General features: G+C 70.2%; 15 protein-coding genes. 7 read left to right on the top strand and 8 right to left on the bottom strand.

All coding sequences use genetic code 11. The features are described from left to right. Positions 1–4 precede the first annotated feature (4 nt). From ISO16_RS13410 to ISO16_RS13395, 4 genes are all read right to left on the bottom strand, one after another. Positions 5–853: a 3-hydroxybutyryl-CoA dehydrogenase gene (locus ISO16_RS13410; RefSeq protein ID WP_029546354.1), complete on the bottom strand. Its 849-nt coding sequence runs from the start codon at positions 851–853 to the stop codon at positions 5–7. Between the two features lie 60 nt (positions 854–913). Beyond that, positions 914–2,071 carry an acyl-CoA dehydrogenase gene (locus ISO16_RS13405; protein ID WP_006930317.1) on the bottom strand — a complete coding sequence of 386 codons (1,158 nt, stop codon included), beginning with the start codon at positions 2,069–2,071 and terminating at the stop codon, positions 914–916. A 159-nt stretch (positions 2,072–2,230) separates the two neighbouring features. Continuing rightward, positions 2,231–2,971, bottom strand: a complete 741-nt coding sequence (locus tag ISO16_RS13400) for a TetR family transcriptional regulator (RefSeq protein ID WP_006930316.1) — start codon at positions 2,969–2,971, stop codon at positions 2,231–2,233. Between the two features lie 72 nt (positions 2,972–3,043). Further along, on the bottom strand, positions 3,044–4,675 hold the full coding sequence (locus tag ISO16_RS13395; RefSeq protein ID WP_065922031.1) for an acyl--CoA ligase family protein: 1,632 nt from the start codon (positions 4,673–4,675) through the stop codon (positions 3,044–3,046). 254 nt (positions 4,676–4,929) lie between these two features. Here ISO16_RS13395 and ISO16_RS13390 point away from each other — a divergent pair, with 254 nt between their 5' ends. From ISO16_RS13390 to ISO16_RS13380, 3 genes are all read left to right on the top strand, one after another. Next, a complete protein-coding gene (locus tag ISO16_RS13390) occupies positions 4,930–5,766 on the top strand; it encodes a helix-turn-helix transcriptional regulator (protein ID WP_037202046.1) in 837 nt (278 codons plus the stop codon). Between the two features lie 229 nt (positions 5,767–5,995). Beyond that, complete coding sequence (locus ISO16_RS13385; RefSeq protein WP_230304546.1) at positions 5,996–6,688, top strand: ATP-binding cassette domain-containing protein; 693 nt, start codon at positions 5,996–5,998, stop codon at positions 6,686–6,688. Further along, positions 6,685–8,229 carry an ABC transporter permease gene (locus tag ISO16_RS13380; RefSeq protein ID WP_072636359.1) on the top strand — a complete coding sequence of 515 codons (1,545 nt, stop codon included), beginning with the start codon at positions 6,685–6,687 and terminating at the stop codon, positions 8,227–8,229. Before ISO16_RS13385 ends, ISO16_RS13380 begins: the two co-directional genes overlap by 4 nt. 12 nt (positions 8,230–8,241) lie before the next feature. On the opposite strand, the gene ISO16_RS13375 is transcribed toward ISO16_RS13380, so the two are convergent. Genes ISO16_RS13375 through ISO16_RS13365 form a run of 3 tightly spaced genes read right to left on the bottom strand, consistent with a single transcriptional unit; the run spans position 8,242 to position 10,480 of the window. Further along, the gene (locus tag ISO16_RS13375; RefSeq protein ID WP_029546350.1) at positions 8,242–8,571 is read right to left on the bottom strand and encodes a cupin domain-containing protein; all 330 of its coding nucleotides are present in this window, start codon (positions 8,569–8,571) and stop codon (positions 8,242–8,244) included. After that, positions 8,568–9,782: a sensor histidine kinase gene (locus tag ISO16_RS13370; protein WP_072636358.1), complete on the bottom strand. Its 1,215-nt coding sequence runs from the start codon at positions 9,780–9,782 to the stop codon at positions 8,568–8,570. Before ISO16_RS13370 ends, ISO16_RS13375 begins: the two co-directional genes overlap by 4 nt. Beyond that, entirely contained in the window at positions 9,779–10,480 is a 702-nt protein-coding gene (locus tag ISO16_RS13365) for a response regulator transcription factor (RefSeq protein ID WP_072636383.1), read from the bottom strand. The genes ISO16_RS13370 and ISO16_RS13365 overlap by 4 nt, the downstream gene beginning before the upstream one ends. A gap of 205 nt (positions 10,481–10,685) precedes the next feature. On the opposite strand from ISO16_RS13365, the gene ISO16_RS13360 reads away from it, so the two are divergent. The 4 genes from ISO16_RS13360 to ISO16_RS13345 all read left to right on the top strand — a co-directional run bounded on the left by ISO16_RS13360 (position 10,686) and on the right by ISO16_RS13345 (position 15,773). Then, the gene (locus ISO16_RS13360; RefSeq protein WP_050036451.1) at positions 10,686–10,922 is read left to right on the top strand and encodes an SHOCT domain-containing protein; all 237 of its coding nucleotides are present in this window, start codon (positions 10,686–10,688) and stop codon (positions 10,920–10,922) included. 48 nt (positions 10,923–10,970) lie between these two features. After that, positions 10,971–12,509, top strand: coding sequence for a multicopper oxidase family protein (locus tag ISO16_RS13355; RefSeq protein ID WP_170914040.1), 1,539 nt, complete (start codon positions 10,971–10,973; stop codon positions 12,507–12,509). A 17-nt stretch (positions 12,510–12,526) separates the two neighbouring features. After that, a complete protein-coding gene (locus ISO16_RS13350; protein ID WP_072636356.1) occupies positions 12,527–12,982 on the top strand; it encodes a hypothetical protein in 456 nt (151 codons plus the stop codon). Positions 12,983–13,382: 400 nt separating this feature from the next. After that, positions 13,383–15,773 carry a heavy metal translocating P-type ATPase gene (locus ISO16_RS13345; RefSeq protein WP_072636355.1) on the top strand — a complete coding sequence of 797 codons (2,391 nt, stop codon included), beginning with the start codon at positions 13,383–13,385 and terminating at the stop codon, positions 15,771–15,773. Between the two features lie 262 nt (positions 15,774–16,035). Here ISO16_RS13345 and ISO16_RS13340 read toward each other — a convergent pair whose 3' ends face one another. After that, entirely contained in the window at positions 16,036–16,302 is a 267-nt protein-coding gene (locus tag ISO16_RS13340; protein ID WP_006945984.1) for an SHOCT domain-containing protein, read from the bottom strand. Between the last annotated feature and the right edge of the window lie 121 nt (positions 16,303–16,423).

Genomic DNA, 16,423 nt, shown 5'->3' with positions numbered 1-16,423 from the left:
GGGCTCAGTTGTAGCTGTAGAAGCCCTGGCCGGTCTTGCGGCCGAGGCGGCCGGCGTCGACCATGCGGCGCAGCAGCGCCGGGGGCGCGTAGTGCGGCTCGGCGAACTCGTCGTACAGCGACTGGGCGGCGTTGAGGGTGACGTCGAGACCGACGGTGTCGATGAGGGTGAGCGGGCCCATCGGGTAGCCGCAGCCGCCCTTCATCGCGGCGTCGATGTCTTCCTTCGTCGCGTAGCCCGACTCGAGCATCCGCACGGCGGACGTCAGGTACGGGATCAGCAGCGCGTTGACGATGAAGCCGGCGCGGTCGCCCGCGCGGACCGTCATCTTGCCGAGGGTGTTCTTGACGTAGTCGAAGACGGCGTTCGCCGTCTCCTCCTCGGTGGTCAGCGCCGAGATGATCTCCACCAGCGGCATCACCGGCACCGGGTTGAAGAAGTGCACACCCACCACCTGTCCCGGACGCGACGTCGCCTGGGCCATCTTGATCACCGGGAGCGACGACGTGTTGGTCGCCAGGATGCCGGAGGGCTTCACGACCGCGTCGAGCTTGGTGAAGATGTCGACCTTGAGCGACTCGATCTCGGGCGCCGCCTCGATGACGAGATCACGGTCGGCGAGATCGGCGACATCGGTGGTGACCCGAACCCGCGCGATCGCGGCGTCGGCCTCCTCCTGCGTGATCTTGCCGCGGGCGACGCCCTTGCCGATCGAGCCGGAGACGCGCTTGCGGGCCGCGTCGGCGAACTCCTCGCTGGTCTCGAGCACGATCACGTCGCTGCCGGCCTTGGCGCACACCTCGGCGATGCCGGCCCCCATCGTGCCGCCACCGACTACACCGATCAATTCCACTGCCACGGGAGATTCTCCTCGATACGAAGGTTGGACCAGGGTGAACTTACTGCCGCCGCGTCAGCGGAGCAGCGCGCGGGACATGACGACCCGCTGGATCTGGTTGGTGCCCTCGTAGATCTGGGTGATCTTGGCGTCGCGCATCATCCGCTCGACCGGGAAGTCGGTGGTGTAGCCGGCACCGCCGAACAGCTGCACGGCGTCCGTGGTGACCTCCATCGCGACGTCGGAGGCGAAGCACTTGGCGGCGGAGGAGATGAAGCCCAGGTTCGGCTCCCCGCGCTCGGCGCGCGCCGCGGAGGTGTACACCATCAGGCGTGCCGCCTCGACCTTCATGGCCATGTCGGCCAGCATGAACTGCACACCCTGGAAGTCGGAGATCGGCTTGCCGAACTGCTTGCGGTCCTTGGTGTAGGCGATCGCCGCGTCGAGCGCACCCTGCGCGAGGCCGACCGCCTGCGCGCCGATGGTGGGGCGGGTGTGGTCGAGGGTCGCGAGGGCGGTCTTGAAGCCGGTGCCGGGCTCGCCGATGATGCGGTCGCCGGGGATGCGGCAGTTCTCGAAGTACAGCTCGGCGGTCGGGGAGCCCTTGATGCCGAGCTTCTTCTCCTTGGGGCCGACGACGAAGCCCTCGTCGTCCTTGTGGACCATGAACGCGGAGATGCCGTTGGCGCCCTTGTCGGGGTCGGTGACGGCCATGACGGTGTACCAGCTGGACTTGCCGCCGTTGGTGATCCAGCACTTGGAGCCGTTGAGGATCCAGTCGTCGCCGTCGGCCTTGGCGCGGGTACGCATGCCCGCGGCGTCGGAGCCGGCCTCCCGCTCGGACAGCGCGTAGGACGCCATGTCGCCCTTGACCAGGTCGGGCAGGACCTTCTGCTTGAGTTCCTCGGAGCCGGACAGGATCAGGCCCATGGTGCCGAGCTTGTTCACGGCCGGGATCAGCGAGGACGAACCGCAGACGCGGGCGACCTCCTCGATGACGATGCAGGTGGCGACCGAGTCGGCGCCGTCGCCGCCGTACTCCGTGGGGACGTGGATCGCGTTCAGGCCGGACTTGTTGAGGGCGTCGAGGGCCTCCTGCGGGAAGCGGGAGTTCTCGTCGACGTCCTTGGCGTAGGGTGCGATCTCCTTTTCGGCCAGCGCGCGGATGGCGGCGCGGAGCTCATCGTGCTCCTCGCCCAGCTTGAACAGACCGAACTCCGGGTTGAAGGCCATGACGGCGGACTCCTATCGGCACGCAGTGCCAGTTCTTGTTTGGGTGTCGCATCCATCCTACTGAGTGGAGGGCTCGCGACGTCACGAAATCGGTTCCAGTGAATCACGGCACTCAGTGCCACGTCAATGGGGTGGTGGATCGTCGGCCACCCCCTGACGTCAGTCCGACGCCGCCTCGAGCTGCGCCTGCACCTGGCGGGCGACCTCCGCGGGCGACGTGCCCGGGGGATAGGTCACCACCGTGATCGCGCGCTCGGCGTCCCGCGCCGGACCGACGGCCGGCGCGGCGCTCTGCCCCGGTGCGACACCGAACGAGCGCCGCACCTCGAGCAGCGCGCGGCGCAGTTCCTCCGCCGTCGCGGACTCGTCGCCGCGGATCATCGCGCGCAGCAGGAAGTTGTGCGTCGCGGTCATCGCGGCCGCGAAGCTGACGATCCGCACCCCCGACTCCGACGGCACCGCCGAGCGCAGGTAGTCGGTGAACAGCCGCTCGTAGCGGTACGTCGTGACCAGCTCCCGCTCGCGCAGCGCAGGCACCCGCTGCACCACGCGATACCGCCACACCGCAAGCTCCCGCTTGTCCCGGAAGTGCCCGAACACCAGCTCGGCGGCCTCGGCGGCGGCCGCCCACGGATCGTCGAAGTTCCCCGACAGATAGTGTCCGACCTGCTCGAGCAGCGATTCGTGATCGGCGAAGATCACGTCCTCCTTCGAGCGGAACTGCCGGAAGAAGGTCCGTCGCGACACTCCCGCGGCCGACGCGATCTGCTCGACGGTGGTCGACTCGTAGCCGTACTCGGAGAACAGGCGGATCGCCTGCGTCACCACGTGCACCCGGAACTGGGCGGGATCGGGGCCGGTCGCGTCGATGCGGCGGGCGGAGTCGGGACCGAGTGCCATGGTTCTCAGTATCCAATCCGCGGTATCGAAGTCGAAACGGCCGCGCCGCCGGACCCGGCGGCGCGGCCGGCGTCAGGCCTGCGCCGAGTGCGCGGCCCGCAGCTCGAACTTGAGGATCTTGCCGGTCGGCGTCCGCGGCAGATCCAGCGGGAACACGATCTCCCGCGGCACCTTGTACCCGGCGAGCAACGTGCGCGTGTAGGAGATCAGCTCCTCGGCCGTCACGGTCTCGCCCTTCTTCAGGATCACGAACGCCTTGGGACGCTCGCCCCACTTCTCGTCGGGCACGCCCACCACCGCGACGTCCAGCACGGCCGGGTGGCTGACGATGGCCTGCTCGACCTCCACGGTGGAGATGTTCTCGCCGCCGGAGATGATGATGTCCTTGGCGCGGTCCTTGAGCTGGATGTATCCGTCCGGGTACATCACGCCCAGGTCGCCGGTGTGGAACCAGCCGCCCTTGAACGCCTCCGCCGTGGCCTCCGGATCCTTGAAGTACCCCGCCATGACGTTGTTGCCGCGCAGCACGATCTCGCCCATCGTCTGCCCGTCCGCGGGCACGTCGTTCATGTTCGCGTCGACGACCCGTGCGTTCTCCGCCTGCAGCATGCCCACGCCCTGCCGCGACAGGAGCGCCGCGCGTTCCTCGGCGGGCTTGTCGTCCCACGAGTCCTGGTATTCGCAGATCGTGTACGGCCCGTAGACCTCGGTGAGGCCGTACACGTGCACGACGGTCACGCCGATCGCCTCGAGCTGCGCGATCACCGTCGGCGACGGGGGCGCGCCCGCCGTGGTGATCCGCAGCGGCCGGTCCAGCCGGTGGGCCTGCGGGGCCTCGGCGATGGTCGAGCACACCGCGGGGGCGCCGCAGAGGTTGGTCACGCCCAGGTTGTCGATGGCGTCCCAGATCGCGTCCGCCCGCACGGCCCGCAGGCAGATGTGCGTGCCGGCGGCCGCCGTCACGGCCCACGGCGTGCACCAGCCGTTGCAGTGGAACATCGGCAGGGTCCACAGGTACTGCGTCTTCCCGTCGAACCCGTTGTGGAACGTCTCGCCGAAGGAATTGAGGTAGGCGCCGCGGTGCGTGTACATCACGCCCTTCGGCTTGCCGGTGGTGCCCGACGTGTAGTTCAGGGTGATGACCTGCTCCTCGTCGTCGACGCCCCAGTGCAGCGGGGTGTCGTCGAGGTCGTCGGCGGCGGCGAGGAACTCGTCGTACCGGGTGGTGACGATCCCGGCCGGCACGTCGGGGTACGGGACCGTCGAATCCGGCACCTCCACGACCGCCGTCAGCGACGGCACGCCGGCCGTGACACCGGCGACCGACCCCACGAACTCCGAGTCGACGAACAGCAGCGACGCCTCGGCGTGCCCGAGGATGTACTCGAGCTCGGGCCCGGCGAGCCGGGAGTTCAGCGCGATCAGCACGCCCCCGGCGAGCGGCACCGCGAAGTGCGCGATGAGCAGTTCCGGCACGTTCGGCGCCAGGAAGGCCACCCGGTCACCCGGCTGGATCCGGCTGCGCAGGACCCGGGCCAGGCGCTGCGCCTCGTCGGCGAACTGCGCGTACGTGTAGCGGCGGTCGCCGTGGACGATCGCGGTGCGGTCGGGGAACACGGACGACGAACGCTCGAGGAACCGCAGGGGGCTGAGCGGGGTGTGGTTCGCCGTTCGGGCGGTGGGGACGGACGTGGGGGTGGGCACGGATACCTCCGGGACTTCGGCACTCGGTCGGTGTACGCCATTGTGATCGCTGCAACACCGGAACGGGTGGAGGTTATGAGTCACGACAGATTCCCCGCTACCCTCCGAAGTGGGTATTCGCGGTCTCGGAGGTGGTTCCGGTGAGGTCTGTGTCGACGAACCCAGCGTCGACGAGCACGGCGTCGACGAACCCGGCATCGACACGGGTCGGGACGCCGAATGTTGCGGCGACGCGCCAGGGCCCGCACGCGCACCTGCGGCCGAGCGACGAGGACGCCCTGCGCGCCGAGTTGCGGCAGCTGCAGATCTCGACCGGGATGCCCGTGCTGTTCGGTGGCACCGTGCACGGCGGGGACATGCTGCTGTCCGGTTTCGTCGGCACCCGCAGCGGCATCCTCCGCGACCTGGTGATCAGCTCCGAGTGCGGGCTCGGCGGCAAGGTGGTCGCCGAGCAACGGCCCGGCGCGGTGTCGGACTACTTCAACTCCCCCCAGATCTCCCACGAGTACGACCGGGAGGTCGCGGGGGAGGGCATCGAGTCGCTGCTCGCCGTTCCGGTGGTGGTGCGCCGCCGCACCCGCGCCGCCCTGTACGGCGGCCTGCGGACCAGCCTGCCGATCGGCGACGTGGTCGTCGAGCAGGTGATGCGGTCGGCCCGCAGGCTCGCCCGCGAGATCGAGATCCGGGACGAGGTGGACCGGCGGGTCGCCCTCATCGACAACGCCCGCGCCGCCGCCCCGTCCGCCGTGTCCGCGTCGGTGTCGGAGGGCATCACCGAGAGCTACCTGGCCCTGCGGGAGATCGCGGCACAGACGTCCGACCCGGGGATCGAAGCGCGCCTGCGGGAGGTCGAGGAGAAGCTGCGGACGCTGACCGGCGGGGCGGCCACACCGACGGTGCGGCTCTCGGCGCGGGAACGGGATGTGCTGGCGTACGTGGCGCTCGGGTGCCGCAACGCCGAGATCGCCGAGCGGCTGTCGCTGAGCGTGGAGACCGTCAAGAGCTACATGCGCAATCTGATGGGCAAGCTCGAGGTCGGCAGCCGGCACGAGGCGGTCGTCGAGGCCCGTCGGCAGGGCCTGTTGCCCTAGCAGGGCTTTGTCGCAGCCCACCTCCGTAGCGGACCGGGGCGGATTCCCGGCTCGGCGCCAGCCGGTAGCGGTGGGCAGCGCCGACATCGGATGAGTTTCTTCAGCAGATCTTCACCGGATCTCGTGCTGGGCTACAGCGGTGGGCACCTACGGTGAGTGCGCCCGCCACAACCGCGGTGGAAGAAGGCGCCGGTGGCGCGTGCACGCCTTCGAGTGTCCGAGGTGAGAGATGGCTGCATCCGAGTCCGGTTCCCCGGAGTCCACGGCCGAGTCGGCCGATTCGGCGCAGTCGTCGTTGCTGGCGGCTGATGGGATCGAGAAGAGCTTCGGTCGCGGCTGGTGGCCGCGACGGCACCGCACCCCGGTGTTGCGCGGGGCGGACCTGGTGCTGCGCCCCGGGGAGGTTGTCGGGCTGGCGGGGGAGAACGGCTCGGGCAAGTCGACGCTGATGAAGATTCTCGTCGGGGACCTGCGGGCCGATGCCGGCTGTGTGCGCCGTCCGCGGCGGCTGGGCTACTGCCCGCAACAGCCGGTGGTCTACGAACGGCTCACGTGCGACGAGCACTTCGAGTTGTTCGGTCGGGCGTACCGGATGAGCCCGGAAGTTGCGCACCGCTCGCGCGGCCACCTGTACGCCACGTTGGGGTTCGACCGCTACGCCGGCACCCGTGCCGACCGGTTGTCGGGCGGGACGCTGGCGAAATTGAACCTGGGTCTGGCGCTGCTGGCCGATCCGGAGGTGTTGCTGCTGGACGAGCCGTATGCCGGGTTCGACTGGGATACCTATCTGCGGTTCTGGGAGATCGTGGCGCAGCGTCGGCAGGCGGGCCGCTCGGTGTTGATCATCAGTCATTTCGTGGCGGACGAGCAGCGGTTCGATCGCATCGTCGATCTGCGGGAGGGCCGGACGGTGCCGCGATGAGCCTCGCCCCCACCGTGCGGTCGGCGGTCGGCGACGTCCGGGCGCTGATCGGCCGGTTCCTGGCCGACTATGTCCGCAACCCGGTGAACCTGCTGGTGCTGGTGATTGTGCCTGTGGTGTTCGTGATCGTCGCGGCTGGAGCGATGGCCGATGCGGCCAGGCTGCTCGGTGGCGCGGGCGGACCGGCGGTGGAAGCGGCGACGGCCGGGTGGGCGGCGGGATTCCTGGCCGGGATCGCGATGTACTTCCAGATCAATGCCGCCCGGGCGGCGGACCGGCGGCTGGTGTCGGCGGGCCTGGCGACAGGGCGGCTGGTGCTGGCCCGGCTCGGCACCGGCCTGGTGTTGGCGGTGCTGGTCTCGGCGGTGGCGTTGCTGGCGCTGGCGGTGCGGGTCGGCATCGATGCTCCGGTGCGGGTGACGGTGGGCACGGTGATGTTCGCGATGATCTACCTGGCGATCGGGGCGGTGGTCGGCGCACTGGTGCCCAATCCGGTCAACGGCACCGTGCTGATCCTGTTCGTCTGGATCGTCGACGTGTTCTTCGGGCCGGCGATCGGTTCGGCGGAGCGGGTGGCCACCCGCGGGTTTCCCACCCATTTCGTGACGCTGTGGATGGTGGATGTGCCCTCCCGCCACGGCGGAAAGGTCGGGGACCTGGGATGGGCACTGGTGTGGATGGCCGGGGCTCTCCTCGTCGGGGCGGTGGTGGTCACCACCACGGTCGGCGGGGTGCGCCGCAGCGGTGGGCTCAGCGGCCGGGCCGGGCGGGCGGATCGGTTCGCGGTGGGGCTGGACATGGGGTTGCGGGACTGGCGCCGCAACCCGGTGCTGTGGGTGCTGCTGGTGGTGGTGCCGATCGTGTTCATCGCGTTGTCGAAGGCGATGACCGTCCCCGAGTTCGGGATGTTCTCCCTGGTCGAGGACGGACGAACGGTGACGGAGGTGTTCTGGCTGCCGGACGTGCATGCCGGGACCATGACTCCGATCGCCATTGCGTCGCTGTCGGCGCTGGCCGGGTTGTTCGTGGTACTCGATGCGCGCAGCGGTGATCGGCGACTGTCGCTGGCCGGCTTCGGGGCCGGGGTGCTGCTGGCGGTCCGGTTGACGGTGATCGCGGTGGCGGCGGTGGTGGTGACCGCCTCGTCGTTGCTGGTCACCGCCACGGTGTTCGATGCGCGTCAGTGGGGCCTGTACGCGGCCGGGAACCTGCTGCTGGCGTTGACCTACGGGCTGGTGGGGGTGTGTCTGGGACCGTTGTTCGGGCGGGTGGGCGGGGTATTCATCGCGTTCTTGGTGCCGTTCGTGGATCTGGGAATCGGGCAGAGCCCGATGCTGCGGCCGCAGCCGTCGCAGTGGGCGCAGACGCTCCCCGGCTACGGCGCGACCCGGATGATCCTCGACGGCGGGCTGACCGACAGTTTCGACGCCGCCGGGCCGTTGCTGGCTGCGCTGGGGTGGCTGGTCGGGCTCACTGCGGTGGCGGCCTGGTTGTTCCACCGGGCCCCGGCGAGCCCGCCGCGGCCCGGCGCCGGGCTCTGAACCACCCGGAGGTCAGTACTTGGCGACGGTGAGCAGCGCGACCGTGTCGGCGACGGCGTCGATCCGGTGCCGGGTGCGGGGTAAAGCGATCAGGTCCCCGCTGCGTCCGTCCCAGCTCGTCCGGTCGGCGACGACACGGATGCGCCCGCGCAGGATGTACACCGTGGCCTCACCGGGACTGACGTGCTCGGCCATGGACTGTCCGGCCTGCAACGCCACGAGAGTCTGCCGCAGCACGTGTTCGTGCCCGCCGTAGACGGTCTCGGCGCTGCGGCCGCTGGGCGCGGCGGCGGCATGCGCGGCCAGGTGCCGGGCGAGCGCATCGAGCGCAAGCTTCTTCATCGCCGCTCCCGGGGACCGGTGCCGGCGTGCACGGCACCCCGCGGAGGGGTGGTGCGCGCGCTGCTGCGGGCGCCTGCGGCGGTGGGCAGGTGCACGGTGAATCGGGCGCCGGTTCCGGCTCCGCCGCTGGAGGCGGTCAGCGTACCGCCGTGGGCTTCGACCAGGGCGCGGGCGATGGTCAATCCGATGCCGCTGCCGCCTTCTTGCCGTCGGCGGGCGGGGTCGGCACGGTAGAACCGGTCGAACAGATGACTCAGGTGCTCGGCGGCGATGCCGTCGCCGGTGTCGGTGACGGTGATCCCGGCTTCTCCGTCGACGGTAGAGGTGGCGACGGTGACCGTGCCCCCGGCGGGGGTGTGCCGCAGGGCGTTGTCGAGCAGATTGCCCAGCACCTGCCCGATCCGGTCCGGGTCGACCGTGACCGCGGCGGGGTGCTCGACGTCTTCGACCAGGGCGACGCCCTTGGCGGCGTAGCGGTCGGCGGCGACGCGGACCGCGGCGTCGACGAGGGTGCGGGTGTCGGTGGGCACGGGCGTGACGGACAGCCGGCCCTCTTCGGCGCGCGAGACCGCGCCCATGTCCTCGGCGAGCCGCCCGAGCCGGGCGGTGCTCGACCGCAGGACCGCGAGGGTCTCGGCGTCGGGAACCCGGATGCCGTCTTCGAGGGCCTCGAGGTGGGCATCGAGAGTGGCCAGCGGGGTGCGCATTTCGTGCGCGAGATCCGAGAGCATGCGCCGCCGGGTGGTTTCGACCGAGTCCAGCCGATCGGCGAGCTGGTTGAACGTCTCGGCGAGCTGGTCGAATTCGTGCCCGAGACCGGGTCCGGGCAGACGCACGCCGTAGTGGCCGCCGGCGATCTCGGTGGCCGAGGCGGCCACGCCGGTGACCGAGCGCTGCACCCTGCGGGTGAAGTACCAGCTCACCGCCAGCGCCATCAGCGCCGAGACCACCAGCGCGATGGCCAGCGAGATGATCATCGCCGAAGTGAACGCCTCCTCCACATGCGCTGCCTCGGTCGAGACGTGCTCGATACCTGCCTGCTCGAGGTGGTTGTGGAACAGTCCTGGGGCGACGGCGGCGGCCACCAGCCAGGCGCTGATCGCGCCGCCGACGACGACGATCGCCTGCGCGGCCAGTAGCCGGCTGCCGAATCCGACACTGCGGCGCCCGGGCCTCCGCCCTGCTGCCGCCGGTGGGGGTGGTGTGGTCACTGCCCGGCTCCCATGCGGTATCCGACCCCGCGCACGGTGCGCACGAACACCCCGCGGGTGGCGTCGTCGCCGAGTTTGCGGCGCAGGTGCCCGATGTGCACGTCGACCAGGTGTTCGTCGCCGACCCAGCTCGGGCCCCACACCGCGGTGATGAGCTGCGCCCGGGTGAACACCATGTTGGGGTGTGCGGACAGCGCGGCGAGGAGGTCGAATTCGGTGCGGGTCAAGGCGATCGGGGTACCGTCGACCCACACCTCGCGGCCGGCCGCATCGAGCGTCAACGACCCGAACGTACGGCGGCCGGTATCGGTGCCGGACTGCGCGGGGGTGCGGCCGTCGCCGGTCGAGGGTCGGGGGCGCCGCAACATGGCCTGGATGCGGGCGATGAGTTCACGCGGACTGAAGGGTTTGGTCATGTAGTCGTCGGCGCCGACCGACAGGCCGACCAGGGTGTCGATCTCGTCGGCGCGGGCGGTGAGCATGACGACGTAGGCGTCGGAGAACGTGCGCAGCTGCCGGCACACCTCGATCCCGTCCAGGTGCGGCAACCCCAGATCGAGCACCACGACATCCGGATCGACCCGCCGGGCGCGCTCGACGGCGTCGAGCCCGTCGTGCACGAGCGTGACCTCGCAGCCGGCGCGTTCGAGGTAGGTGCCCACAACCCGGGCCAGCGCCACTTCGTCTTCGACCACCAGCGCCCGCAGGCCGCTCGGGGGGACCGCTGCGCTCGGGGCAGAGGCGGGGACGAGCTGATCGGAACCGGAGGCCATGTCCCATCGTGACCGCCGCGGCGGGCCGGTGGCGACGTTCTTCAGCGAACCTTCATCGAACGCCAACCCGCGGCGTCGGGTAGCGGGCCCAGACTCGGATCCGGGCCTTTCGAGGAAGGGAGCGGCCGTGATGTGGGGATCGGGTGCAATGGGCTGGGCCGGCTGGATGGTGATGGCGCTGACGATGATCGGTTTCTGGGCGTTGGTGGCCTTCGGCATCGCCGCACTGTTCCGCACCGGCCACCGCACCGGCACCCCGCCACCGCCGGCCGATCCGCTGCGCGTCCTCGACGACCGTTTCGCACGGGGCGAGATCGACGCCGACGAGTACCAAGCCCGGCGGCGGGCGCTGCGTCCCTATCGGTGAGCGGCGCCGACCTCGTGTCGTCCGTTGTCGTCCCAACGTTTCCAGGAGATGTGTGTGGTGCAGATGTCCCGCCGTATGTTTCTGCTCGGTGCGTCCGCGGCCGCCGGGGCGATGGCCCTCGGTGGACCGGTCGGCTGCGCCCGCACCGGTGTGGCAGGAAGTCCGGTCGGGCCGGGCGCCGAGGCGGTGCGCCGGCTCGAGGCCCAACGTCGTACCGCCGGGCAGGCGGTGGTCGCCGCGCAGGTGACGGCGCGGCCTGTGCAGGTCGACCTCGGCGGTACGGTGGTCTCGACCTGGGGCTACGGTGACACGCTGCCCGGTCCGCTGCTGCGGGCCCGGGCCGGGGATCTGCTGCAGGTACGGGTTGACAACCGGCTCGAGGCCGACACCAGCATCCACTTCCACGGCATCGCGATGAGCAACGACATGGACGGGGTACCAGGGCTCACGCAGGAGCCCATCGTCGCCGGGGAGTCGTTCACCTACGAATTCACGGCCCCGCATCCGGGCACCTACTTCTACCACTCGCATACCGGGCTGCAGCTCGACCGCGGCCTGTACGGGGTGGTGGTGATCGACGACCCGGCCGAGCCCGGCGGCTACGACGACGAATGGGTCGTCGTGCTCGACGACTGGGTCGACGGGACCGGCCGCACCCCCGACGATGTCGCCCGCGAACTCGGCATGCCGGCCCCCGGCCGGCCCGCCCCCCGCGCGGGTGGGATGGGCTCGATGATGGACCACGGCGCGATGGGCGGCATGGGCTCGATGATGGGTGCAGAGAGCATGCGCTCGGACCTGCTCGGCGGCGCCGGCGACGTGAACTACTCGTACTACCTGCTCAACGGCCGCACCCCCGTCGACCCGGTGACCCTGACCGCCGCCCCGGGGCAGCGGGTGCGGATCCGGCTGGTCAATGCCGCCTCGGACACCGCCTTCCGCGTCGGGCTCGGTGGACATGCGATGACGGTCACCCACAGTGACGGTTTCCCCGTGTCCCCCCGGAACACCGACGCGGTGCTGATCGGTATGGGCGAACGGTTCGATGTGCTGGTCACCCTCGCCGGCGGGGTGTTCCCGCTCTACGCCGCCGCCGAAGGCAAACCCGGCCACGCGGTGGCCGTCGTGCGCACCGCCGCCGGGACGGCCACCACCGATACCCGGCCCGGCGAGCTGGATCGGCGGGTGCTGCTCGGCACCGCCCTGTCCCCGGCCGAGCAGGTGCGGCTGCCCCGACGATCCCACGACAACTACCTGAGCGTCGACATGGGCGGCACGATGGTCCCGTACCGGTGGATGCTCAACGGCGCCACCTTCCCCGACACCGCGCCGCTGACCGTCGCCCAGGGACAACGGGTACGGATGCGGTTACGGAACATGTCGGCCATGTTCCACCCGATGCACGTGCACGGACACACCTTCGCCCTGGTCGACGGCGGAGCCCGCAAGGACACCGTGACGGTGCGTCCGATGCAGACTGTGGAAATCGAGTTCGACGCCGACAACCCGGGCCAGTGGGCCCTGCACTGCCACAACGCCTACCACCAGGAAGCCGGGATGATGACGACCCTGTCCTACCGCGCCTGAGAAGACGGAGCCTGCGTATGACGACTCCTCCCGGCGAGCACCCCGCCACCGCCGAAGCCATGAGCACCCCACCGGCGGCCGTGCCGGCCCGCAAGAGCCCGCTGGCCGCGACCTGGAACGCCGTGTCCGCGGCCCTCGGCGCGGTGATGGGGCTGGCGCCGCACGTGCTGCACCACGTCGGCCTGATCGCCGGGGCCGCGCTGGTCACCGGCGCCGGGGGCAACCTGTTGTTCTTCGCCCTCGGGGTGGTGTTCTCGATTCCGCTGCTGCGCCGGCTGTATCGGCGGTTTGCCACCTGGAAGGCCCCGGCGATCGCCCTGGTGGTGTTCGCGGCGATGTTCTCGCTCTCGGCGTTCGTGCTCGGACCGGCTCTGACCGGCCCCTCGGCCCCGAACCCTGCGCCGGCGCCGGGACCGAGCTCGGTGCCGACCACCACCGTCCCGGCCGACCACGGCGAACACCACAGCGGCTGAGGGACTGTCACCGCAGGGCCCGGCGGTACCCGTTTCGGGGGATGCAGAGTCTTCAACAGATCTTCACCGAACCACCAGACGAAACCCCCACCGCGGCGGGAAGAGTCATCGGCGCACGGCTCCGGTACCCACCGACCCGCACATCCGGAATCCGAGGAGGCGAGATGGCTGATCATCGCCGGGGCACTGGTACCGACGAGCACGGACCATGACCCGAGACCCGGACTTCTTCAACGGATCTTCATCCAACCACCAGAAGACGCCGGGGCGGGGCAGACTCGGACTCGATCAGCGATGACCGCTCACCGGTGTCGGCTACCGGTACTGCGGTTCGGCGGAACCGCACTGCGTACGGGGGCGAGTAACGCGTCCCCGCCATCAGAGGGAGGGACCGGATCGAATGAACCGAACCACTGTTCTCGAAGTAGGCGGCCTGCACTGGGCGACGTCGACGCCGGCCATCGAATCGACCCTGCTGCGCCGACCGGGAGTGACCGCAGTGGAGGCCAACGCGGTGAACCAGACCGCCACCGTCACCTACGATCCGGACCGCACGTCGGTGGCGGAGCTGTCGAAATGGGTGCGGGACTGCGGCTATCACTGCGCCGGCCGCTCGGTGCCCGAGCACGTGTGCGACCCGATGAGCGAACCGGCTCCGGGCCCGGGCACACCCGCACATCCCCCGCAGCCGGCGGCGCACGAGATGCCCGGCGGGCACACCGCGCAGGAGCTGATGGGTCACGGCGGTCACGCCGGGATGTCGATGGACGCCATGGTCCGCGACATGCGCAATCGGTTCCTGGTGGCGTTGGTGCTGTCGATCCCGATCATGTTGTGGTCGCCGATGGGTCGCGAGATGTTCGGGTTCACCGTCCCGGCGCCGTTCGGCCTGCGCGACGACGTGTTCACCCTGTTGCTGAGCCTGCCGGTGATCTTCTACTCGTCGTGGATCTTCTTCGACGGTGCCTACCGGGCCTTGAAGGCGCGGACCCTGGACATGATGGTGCTCGTCGCCGTCGCGATCGGCACCGGCTGGCTCTACAGCGTGGGCGTGACACTGACGGGCGGCGGCGAGGTGTTCTACGAGGCCGCCTCCGTGCTGGCGAGCTTCGTGCTGCTCGGGCACTGGTTCGAGATGCGCGCCCGCGGCGGCGCCAACGATGCCATCCGGACCCTGCTCGAACTCGCCCCGCCGATGGCGGTCGTACTGCGCGACGGGCAGCCGGTGGAGATCCCCACCGCCGAGGTCGTGGTCGGGGACCTCCTCCTGATCCGACCGGGGGCGAAGATCCCGGTCGACGGCACCGTCGAGACCGGCAGTTCCGAGGTCGACGAATCCATGGTCACCGGGGAATCCCTGCCGGTGACCAAGGCCGAAGGGTCCGAGGTGATCGGTGCGTCGATCAACACCACCGGCACCCTGCGGGTACGGGCGACCAGGGTCGGCTCCGACACCGCGCTCGCGCAGATCGTCGCGCTGGTGCAGGAGGCCCAGAACTCCAAGGCACCCGGCCAGCGCCTGGCCGACCGCGCCGCTTTCTGGCTGGTGCTCGTCGCCCTGATCGGGGGGCTGGGCACGTTCGTGGTGTGGTGGGCGGTCGACGGGGATGTGCAGCGGGCGCTGCTGTTCGCCATCACCGTCGTGGTGATCACCTGCCCCGACGCGCTCGGGTTGGCCACCCCGACTGCGATCATGGTCGGCACCGGTCTCGGCGCCCAGCGCGGCGTGCTGTTCAAGAACGCCACCGCCCTCGAGACCTCGGCCCGCATCGACACCGTGGTGATGGACAAGACCGGCACCTTGACCAAGGGCGAGCCGGAGGTCACCGACGTCGTCGTCGACGGACTCACCGAGAACGAGCTGCTGACCCTGGTGACGGCGGTCGAACGCGAATCCGAGCATCCTCTCGCCGGTGCGATCGTGCGCTATGCCGCCGCCCGCGGCCTTCCCGCGGTGTCGTTGGAGAACTTCCGCAACGTGCCCGGACACGGTGCGGTCGCCGAGGTGGCGGGCCGGCGGGTGGCCGTCGGCAACCGCAAACTCATGGTCGCCGAGAATGTCGACTTCGGCGCGTTGATGGACCGGCGCGACGAGCTGGCTTCGACCGGCCGCACCGCGGTCCTCGTCGCTGTCGACGGCCGCGGCGTCGGGGCGATTGCCTTGGCCGACGCCGCCCGGGAGACCTCGGCCGAGGCGGTGGCGTCGCTGCACGAACTCGGCATCGAGGTGGTCATGCTCTCCGGCGACAACGTGGCCACAGCCCACCGCATCGCCGGACAACTGGGCATCGACACCGTCATCGCCGAGGTGCTGCCCGGCGACAAGGCCGACAAGATCGCCGAACTGCAAAGAGCCGAGAAGAAGGTCGCCATGGTCGGCGACGGCGTCAACGACGCACCTGCCCTCGCGCAGGCAGATCTGGGGATCGCCATCGGTGCCGGCACCGACGTCGCGATCGAAACCGCCGATCTGGTGCTGATGCGCTCGGACCCGCTGGATGTGCCGATTGCGCTGCGCATCGGCCGGGGCACCTTGCGCAAGATGCGGCAGAATCTCGGCTGGGCCGTCGGCTACAACGTCATCGCGCTGCCGATCGCCGCCGGCGTGTTCGAGCCCGCCTTCGGGCTGGTGCTGCGCCCGGAGATCGCGGCGTTGTCGATGTCCGGCTCGAGCCTGATCGTGGCGGTCAATGCGCTGATGCTCAAGCGGCTGCGGTTGCCGTCCCCACCGCAGGAGCAACCGGCGCCACGCCCGGCACCGGAGCCGATCCCTACCAGCCCGCGCCGCTGACCTCACCGCGGTGTCGGCGCATCCAGGGGTCGATGCCAGGGTGGGATCGGGTGGCCGGCGCGGCCGTAGGATCGGTGGTGTGGTCCTCGTATACGAGATCGCGCTCGTGCTGGTGTCCGTGCTGATCGTCTGGTTCTCGGTCTACGTGCTGTACCGCCTGGTCACCGACGACTCCGACGGTCGCCACTACCGCCGCTGACACCGCCGCTCCTGAACCCGGCGCACCTGAGGTGGGCAGGGCGATTCGACCTGCCTGCGGTGTTCACGCCCCCGGGCCGGGCCGATGGGTGTGCAGGGCGTCGAGACGGCGCCGGTACTCGTCCTCGTCGATCTCGCCGCGGGCGAAGCGCATGGCCACAATCTCTTCCGGCGTCGGGGCATAGGGCGCCGGCGGTGGTGTCGACCGGGGAGTCGCGGCGCGCACCAGCATCACGATGCCGACGATCACCAACGCCCAGAACGCCACCATGCCGACGGTCATGAGCACATAACCCCAACCGTTCATGCCGTTGCCGTACCAGAACATCATCGAAACCACCCTTCCTCGCCCTCGGTCGGCGCCACCGGAGGCTGTCCGACCCGGTCGGCCGCAGCACCGGCACCCCGCGTGGGGCAGCGGTGCGCGGTCCCGGTGTGTTCGCTGTCCACGG

The organism is Rhodococcus sp. M8 (assembly GCF_015654185.1).
In the GTDB taxonomy this organism is placed as follows: domain Bacteria; phylum Actinomycetota; class Actinomycetes; order Mycobacteriales; family Mycobacteriaceae; genus Rhodococcus; species Rhodococcus aetherivorans.
This window is presented reverse-complemented; position numbering and strand designations above follow the sequence as displayed.